This window comes from Sedimenticola sp., from assembly GCF_050289425.1.
GTDB lineage: Bacteria > Pseudomonadota > Gammaproteobacteria > Chromatiales > Chromatiaceae > Sedimenticola.
The window spans coordinates 226,361-234,160 of record NZ_JBNKFS010000003.1 but is presented as its reverse complement, the minus strand read 5'-3'; the positions used below and the strand labels follow the sequence as shown (position 1 = coordinate 234,160).

Sequence of the window (7,800 nt, the reverse complement as noted above, 5' to 3'; positions counted from 1 at the left end):
CTTCTGCTCCGCGGCATAAGTCCATCCCTTCCCAACGCCGCTCCCGCACATCCTTGTGCTCCGCGGCATAAGTCCATTCCTGGACAAAAAAAATGCCGCCGGAAAAGTATCTCCGGCGGCAGGAGGACAACGCGTGATGATACGGAGGTTTAGGATTCGGGCACGAAGGCTCCGGGCGGAATCATGCCCGGCGCCACATAGGCAAAATAGAGCGCATCCAGCTGGGCCCACAGCACGTCAGTTTTGAAACGCAGGGCATTCAGCACCGCTTCCTGTTGCGGCACGGTCACGGCCTGCTGGCGCACATAGGAGAGGGCAAATTCCACGTCACGCGGCGCCTGGGTGAGCCGCTCGCGGAAGTAACCGACCATGCTGTCATCTACAAAGTCATAGTGTTCCAGCATACCGGCGATGCGCTCCGCATGGATCGATGGCGCAAACAGTTCGGTGAGTGAGGAGGCGATACCTTCCAACAGAGGCTTGTCGCGTACGAAATGGATGTAGGCATCCACGGCATGGCGCGTGGCCGGCAGTATTCCTTTTGTGGAGATCACATAGTCCCGATCCAGTCCCAGTGCGCTGGTCAGCCGCAACCAACGTTCGATACCGCCTTCATCGTCACCCAAACCGTCATGATCGAAATAGCGCTGTCGCCACTCGATACGCATCGGTTTCTGCTCCATATTCGCCATCAGTGCACAATCTTTACGCGGGATGCCGCATTGGTAGTAGTAACGATTGAGCGCCCAGGCCTGCACCTGACCGCGGGTACACTGCCCGGAGTGGAGCCGCTTATGGAAGGGATGCAGATTGTGATAGCGCTCCGCGCCGATCGCCCGTAAAGCTTCTTCCAGTTGATCCGGGGTGAGGGGTGTGGTCATAGTCTGATCTCCATGCCGTCATAGCCGATCTCCCAACCCGCCTGTTCAGCTTCAAGCCGTTGCGGACTGTCGTCGAGTAAGACCGGGTTGGTGTTGTTGATGTGGATGAATACCCGACGCCCGATAGGGATGCCGGAAAAAGCCTGCAGGGTGCCGTCGGGCCCGGACATGGACATATGCCCCATACGCTGGCCGGTTTTGTGTCCGACACCGGTGGTGAGCATCTCGTCATCGGTCCAGGTAGTGCCGTCGAAAAACACCAGATCGGCACCGCCGATACGCTGCTGCAGGGATTCGGGCAACGCGGCACAGCCCGGTAGGTAGTAAGCCACCTTGGAGCCGTCTGTAATACGCAGGCCGACGGTATCTTCCGCCACCGTGCCGAAGTTCTCTCCGGCCGTCGCATCCTCCAGATAGAGGGCGACCTTACCCGGCACGGGAAAGGCGGTGACCTGCAAACCGGAGGGGCTACCGTCAACCCGACGCAGCGCTACCGTCTCGTCGGTTGGCAGGGCGATACGCTCGACAAATTCCGGGTTAAGGATATTGAACAGGCTGTTGTCACGCAGTACGCCCTGCACGCGACGGGTGGCGTAGACATTCAGCGGCTGACTCTCACGCAGGGTCAACAACCCACCCACGTGATCCACGTCGGCATTGGTCAATACCGCACCCTGAATCGGACTGTGACGTTTGCCATGCCGCGGATGCAATACCCGGTTAGCGGCGATCTGGTCACGCAGATCGGGGGAGGCATTGAGCAGAAACCAGCAATCACCGTCTGCACTCACAGCCAGTGATGACTGGCTGCGGGGACGGGCTGCCGGATCACCGGCACGGGCGCGTTGACAGTTACCGCAATTGCAATTCCATTGCGGAAAGCCGCCACCCGCCGCCGAGCCCAGAACCAGAAATCGCATAGTACGCCCCATCACCCTAGATTGATTCGTTCTAAAAAAGATTAGTGACTCAGAGACACGGTCGACAATGCGACAAAAGTCCAATGATCCTGTGGGAAATGGGCAGACTAGACAAAAGGTGAATTGATCTCCATCCCCGGCCTTGGCATTTTTGGCGCCAGATTCGGGTCGGGTACATACCCTAACCCCAGGCGTTATTACCTTTTTAGGAGAAGATCCATGATTAAAGTTGCGGCACTTGCGTTTGCATCCGGTATGTTACTGTTTGCGGGTCCCGTTTCATCGGCCGACGGGGAAGCTATTTTCAAGGCATGCCAATCCTGTCATACCGTCAGCCCAAGCGATCCTCCAAAGTTCGGCCCCCCGCTAAGCGGCGTGGTGGGGCGTCCCTGTGGTAGTGTTCAGGGCTATGCTTATTCTGACGGTTACAAAGCGGCTTGCGAAAAATCGGCTATCACCTGGACGGAAGAGGAGATCCATGCCTATCTGGATAACCCGACCAAATATCTCAAATCCAAGGGCGGCGGCCGCTCCAAAATGAGTTTCATGCTGAAGGGCGAGGCAGAACGCAACGCGGTAATAGAGTATCTTCACAAGCTCTGATACCCACCCAGCAGACGGCCCGACGCTGACGTCTGGGCGGGCAGGCGTCACAAATAGGAGTTTGATAACATGCGGCGATTCAGCCTGGCAGGTATTCTGACACTGCTTTGCTTATGGCAGCCGGCGCTGGCAGAACTGCCTGTACTACGCGCCGGCGTTCTCCAGTTCGGGACGGTAAACTGGGAACTGCAGACCATCATAAGCCACCAGTTGGACCAAGCGGAAGGCTTCCGGCTTGAAGTGATTCCCTACGCCGGCAAGCTGGCCACCACCACCGCCCTGCACGGTGATGCGGTGGACCTGATTGTCAATGACTGGTTCTGGGTCTCGCGCCAACGCAGCGCCGGACGCGGTTACGCTTTCCTGCCCTATTCGCGTATGAACGGTGCCGTCATGGTAGCCGCCGACAGCGGTATTACCCACCTCGCCGACCTGAAGCAGAAAAAGGTGGGCATCGCCGGTGGACCGGTGGACAAAAACTGGCTGTTACTCCAGGCCCTCGCCCGTCAGCAATACGACATCGACCTGCAGCGACAGATTGATGCGGTATACGGGGCACCACCGCTATTGGCGAAAAAACTGCAAAGCGGTGAACTGGATGCGGTCGTCACCTTCTGGCACTATGCGGCACGCTTGGAGGCCGCCGGTTTCCGGCGCCTGATCGATATCGGCGAAGCGCTGCAACAACTGGGGATGCCGCCGGATGTACCGATGGTCGGTTATGTCTTCAGCCCGGCACTCAACCAACAGCACCCCGACCTAGTGCAGGCTTTCGACCGCGCCGCACGTCGCGCCAAGGAAATCCTGGCAACCCAGTCGGATGCCTGGCTGCCCCTGAAACCGTTGATGAATGCAGATAGCGAGGCGAGTTTCCAATTGCTGAAAAACGGTTACCGCTCTGGCATACCGGCCCATTGGGGTAAAGCGGAACGTCAACAGGCGGAACGATTATTCCACCTATTGGCCGAGTTGGGCGGCGAACCGTTGGTAGGCCAGGCCAGCACGCTGGCCCCGGGTACCTTCATTGAGGAGATCCACTATTAATCAACCCATTCCAGGCCCTACAAGCAGCCCATCATGGCGGGAGGCCCGCCTGCAGATCGCCTCCTTGATGCTGCTGTTGGTGCTCTGGACACTGACCGCCCTTATCATCCACACCGAGACCCTTCCCACCCCCTGGCTGGTATTCCAGCGCATCGCCACTGAACTGGGCGGAGGCGACCTGCTACACCACTGCCTGATCACCCTGGGACGGGTAGGTGGCGCCTTTATCTTGGCCATGGCCGTCGGCAGCGCCATCGGACTCTACATGGGCCTGCACGAAACCGCCGACCGTTTTTTCGATCCCTGGCTGTTGCTTATGCTCAACCTGCCTGCCCTGGTAGTGATTATTCTCTGTTACCTGTGGATCGGACTGAACGAAGCGGCGGCGGTGCTGGCGGTAGCCCTTAACAAGATCCCCAATGTGGCCGTCACGCTACGCGAAGGGGCCAAGGCACTGGACCGGGACTTGCTGGAGATGGCGCGCTGTTACCGGCTGTCGCGAAGCACCACTTTAAAAGCGGTGATCTGGCCACAACTGACACCCTTTGTCGCCGCCGCCGCCCGTTCCGGCCTGGCGCTGGTCTGGAAGATCGTATTGGTGGTCGAACTGCTGGGACGCAGCAACGGCGTCGGTTTCCAACTGCACCTCTATTTCCAGCTGTTTGATGTCAGCGGGATACTGGCCTATTCACTGGCCTTTATCGTCATTATCTGGGGCATCGAACAGGGCCTGATCCGACCCTGGGAACGGCGCGTGAATCGGTGGCGGGACGCGTAATGCAGATTCACATCCAGCGCAAGACTTACCGGCAACATACCGTCCTGGGGCCGATTCAATTCGATCTGACCAAGGGGGAGACCACCGCCCTGTTCGGCCCTTCCGGCTGCGGCAAGACCACCCTGTTACGTATTATCGCCGGGCTCGACAACGACTTTGAAGGCACGATCAACAACCGGCAGGTACAGCTCGGCTTTGTATTTCAGGAACCGCGCCTGTTGCCGTGGCGCAGTGTCTACGACAACATCGCACTGGTGGCACCCGACCGGCCGGAAAAGATTCAACAGCTGCTGCAAGAGGTCGGTCTGCAGGAGGTCGCCACGCTGGAGGCTTCCCGGCTCTCCCTGGGAATGGCGCGGCGTGTCTCGCTGGCCCGCGCGCTGGTGCGGGAACCGGAGATACTGATCCTGGATGAGCCGTTCAACTCGCTGGATCAGGCGCGGGCGGCACAACTGCGTTTGCTGCTGCTGCAGATCATCGAGCACCATGAACTCAAGGTGTTGCTGGTGACCCATGATCCCCGGGAAGCGGTGCAACTGGCCCAGCGCGTCTTGTTACTGGGAGGCCGCCCAACGCAAATCCAGCGGGAAATACCGATTAATCTGAACGCCGACGAACGACGCGATCCGGTCACCATCGCACAACAGGTCAGCCGCCTGTTTGATGATTGGGGCTGACCGCTCATCAATCCCGGATGGAAAACCCATCCTTCTCTCCGCCGCTCAACCGGGCGCCAATCGGGTATCCAGCAGTTGCGCCAACTGCTGCAGCATCGCCCCACCCAACTCTTCCGGTTCCCGCAGCATCAGCGCCTGTCGGTAATAGCGGGTCACATCGTGACCGATACCGATAGCCATCAGCTGCACCGGCGTGCGTCGCTCCAACCACTGGATCACTTGCCGCAGGTGGGCATCCAGGTAATGAGGAGGATTGACCGTCAGGGTGGCGTCATCCACCGGTGCACCGTCCGAAATCACCAACAGGATCTTGCGCGCCTCGGGACGCCGGATCAGGCGCCGGTAGGCCCAGATCAGCGCCTCACCGTCGATATTCTCCTTCAGTAATCCCGGCTTCAACATCAGGCCGATGCGGTTCTTCGCCCGGCGCCAGGGCTGATCGGCCGGTTTGTAGATGATATGCCGCAATTCATTGAGACGGCCTGGATTATCCGGTTCTCCCGCTTGCTGCCATGTCTCCCATACCCGGCCCCCTTTCCAGGCCTGGGTGGTAAAACCGAGCACCTCCACCTTCACCCCGCAACGCTCCAGAGTGCGGGCCAGGATATCGGCGCTCAGCGCCGCCACGGTAATCGGCCGGCCGCGCATGGAACCGGAGTTGTCGATCAACAGGGTGACCACGGTATCGCGAAATGCCGCCGGTTTTTCCCGTTTATAAGACAGTGCATGGGTCGGGTTGGCAACTACCCGGGCAATCCGCGCCCCATCCAGCAGCCCCTCTTCCTGATCGAACTCCCAGGCTCGCTGCTGTTGCACTAGCAGACGCCGCTGCAGCCGGTTGGCGATACGCGCCACCAATCCCTGCAACGGCGATAGCTGACCATCGAGTTGGCGGCGCAACGCAGCCAGTTCATCACTGTCGGCCAGTTCGTCGGCCTCCACCGCCTGGTCGAATTCGCAGCTGTAGGCCCGATAATCGGAGCAGATAGCCTGTTGCGGATCGAGCCAGTTGACGCGGACCGGTTGCTCAGCAACGCCCCCGTCGGCCGCCGCTTCAGACAGCCCCCCTCCCTCGCTATCGGATTTGGCCGGCCACACCTGTCCGGCGTCCTCAGCGGCCTCGCCACCTCCCGGATCGGCCGATTCAGCCCCACCCTCGGCGTCTGTCGCATCGCCCTCGTTTCCCGACTCGTCCGGCCAGGACGGAGCGACACTGGCCGACGCCTCCCGGGGACGCATATCCAGCCCCAGGTCCGTCAGCAGATCACACACTTGCCGGCCGTACTCAGCCTGATCACCGATCACGAGACGCAACGCATCCAGCTGCAGCATCACGCCCTGATCCGTCACCCAGGGGCGCCAGAAATCGGCCGCCCGGTGGGCGGCAACGGGCAGTCCACCGCCGCTTAATCGTTCCCGTACCAGCAGGGCCACCCCTTCCGCCAACGGCACATCGGCACGTCGTTGTGCCCGGGCCCAGCCAAGTGCCCGACCGCGGCGCTCCAGCAACGCGGCCAGATTCTGCGCCACACCCGGTAAGCGGGCTGTACCCAACACCTCGACCCGGGCCTGCTCCAGCAGTTCGAACAGCTGGCGCGCCTCACCGTCCCCCGGTAGTTGCAGGCGGTGCAGCCGGGCATCGTGAAAACGCAGTCGCAACGCCGCGGCATCGGCCTGGCCGCGTAGTCGCTGCCGGTCATCGGCCGACAGCGCTCCCTCGCCATGCACGATAAGCTGTACCGAATCTTCATCGGTGGAGGTTGCGGAAGGGGCAAAACGGACCGGGGTATCGGGCGCCGCCGCCAGAGCGCGCAGGGTGGCGCCGGTGACGCGTTGGAACAGATCGGCGGCGGTTTCCGGCACGGGCCCGTCTCAGCTCAGCGCCACACAAGTGGCGCTCAAGGGCAGTTCCTGGGCGAAGCAACGCTGATAAAACTCCGCCACGACCGGCCGCTCCAGCTCATCACACTTGTTCAGGAAGGTGACGCGAAACGCGTAGGCGCAATCGTTGAAGATACAGCTGTTTTCGGCCCAGGTAATCACCGTGCGTGGTGACATGACGGTGGAGAGATCGCCGTTGATAAAACTCTGGCGGGTCAGGTCCGCCAGCTCCACCATGGCACTGACCGTCTCGCGTCCCGCCGGGTTATCCAGTTCCGCCAGCTTGGCCAGCACGATATCCACTTCCACGTCATGCGGCAGATAGTTCAGGGTCTGCACCAGCGACCAGCGGTCCATCTGCCCCTGGTTGATCTGTTGCGTACCGTGATACAGGCCGGTGGTATCACCCAGGCCGATGGTGTTGGCGGTGGCGAACAGACGGAAAAAGGGGTGCGGACGGATCACCCGGTTCTGATCCAGCAGGGTCAGTTTTCCCTCCACCTCCAGCACCCGCTGGATGGCGAACATCACATCGGGGCGACCGGCGTCGTATTCGTCAAACACCAGGGCGCAGGGATGCTGCAGGGACCAGGGCAGTATGCCTTCCCGAAACTCCGTCACCTGCTGCCCATCCTTCAGCACGATGGCATCCCGGCCGATCAGGTCAATACGGCTGACGTGGCTATCCAGGTTGACACGGATGCAGGGCCAGCGCAGTCGCGCCGCCACCTGCTCAATATGGGATGATTTGCCGGTGCCGTGATACCCCTGCAACATGACACGCCGATTGTGGGCAAACCCGGCCAGGATAGCCAGGGTGGTCTCGGGATCAAAACGGTAGCTGGAATCGAGGTCCGGCACATACTCATTACCCTGGGAGAACGCCGGTACCGTCATATCGCTGTCGATATCAAACAGTTCGCGCACCGGCATGGAGAGGTCGGGGGCATGCAGAAAAAAGCCGTGGGTTCCACTCAGGGCGGGTTCAAGATCACTCATTTTACCGGATTCCCATT

At 60.5% G+C, this 7,800-nt stretch carries 8 protein-coding genes; 4 read left to right on the top strand and 4 right to left on the bottom strand.

Annotated elements, in window-relative coordinates; translation table 11 throughout:
* Window positions 1-149: 149 nt before the first annotated feature.
* Complete coding sequence (gene pqqC, locus ACQY5R_RS03360) at window positions 150-881, bottom strand: pyrroloquinoline-quinone synthase PqqC (RefSeq protein WP_428604479.1); 732 nt, start codon at window positions 879-881, stop codon at window positions 150-152.
* Complete coding sequence (gene pqqB / locus ACQY5R_RS03355) at window positions 878-1,801, bottom strand: pyrroloquinoline quinone biosynthesis protein PqqB (RefSeq protein ID WP_428604474.1); 924 nt, start codon at window positions 1,799-1,801, stop codon at window positions 878-880. The genes pqqC and pqqB overlap by 4 nt, the downstream gene beginning before the upstream one ends.
* 219 nt (window positions 1,802-2,020) lie before the next feature.
* Here pqqB and ACQY5R_RS03350 point away from each other — a divergent pair, with 219 nt between their 5' ends.
* The 4 genes from ACQY5R_RS03350 to ACQY5R_RS03335 all read left to right on the top strand — a co-directional run bounded on the left by ACQY5R_RS03350 (window position 2,021) and on the right by ACQY5R_RS03335 (window position 4,903).
* Complete coding sequence (locus ACQY5R_RS03350) at window positions 2,021-2,404, top strand: c-type cytochrome (protein ID WP_428604472.1); 384 nt, start codon at window positions 2,021-2,023, stop codon at window positions 2,402-2,404.
* Between the two features lie 69 nt (window positions 2,405-2,473).
* The gene (locus ACQY5R_RS03345; RefSeq protein WP_428604470.1) at window positions 2,474-3,448 is read left to right on the top strand and encodes an ABC transporter substrate-binding protein; all 975 of its coding nucleotides are present in this window, start codon (window positions 2,474-2,476) and stop codon (window positions 3,446-3,448) included.
* A gap of 67 nt (window positions 3,449-3,515) precedes the next feature.
* On the top strand, window positions 3,516-4,226 hold the full coding sequence (locus ACQY5R_RS03340) for an ABC transporter permease (RefSeq protein WP_428604468.1): 711 nt from the start codon (window positions 3,516-3,518) through the stop codon (window positions 4,224-4,226).
* Window positions 4,226-4,903, top strand: a complete 678-nt coding sequence (locus tag ACQY5R_RS03335) for an ABC transporter ATP-binding protein (protein WP_428604465.1) — start codon at window positions 4,226-4,228, stop codon at window positions 4,901-4,903. Before ACQY5R_RS03340 ends, ACQY5R_RS03335 begins: the two co-directional genes overlap by 1 nt.
* A 45-nt stretch (window positions 4,904-4,948) precedes the next feature.
* Here the strand turns inward: ACQY5R_RS03335 and ACQY5R_RS03330 are convergent, their stop codons facing one another.
* Window positions 4,949-6,766, bottom strand: a complete 1,818-nt coding sequence (locus ACQY5R_RS03330; RefSeq protein ID WP_428604463.1) for a cobaltochelatase CobT-related protein — start codon at window positions 6,764-6,766, stop codon at window positions 4,949-4,951.
* A gap of 9 nt (window positions 6,767-6,775) precedes the next feature.
* On the bottom strand, window positions 6,776-7,783 hold the full coding sequence (gene cobS / locus ACQY5R_RS03325; RefSeq protein ID WP_428604460.1) for a cobaltochelatase subunit CobS: 1,008 nt from the start codon (window positions 7,781-7,783) through the stop codon (window positions 6,776-6,778).
* Window positions 7,784-7,800 lie beyond the last annotated feature (17 nt).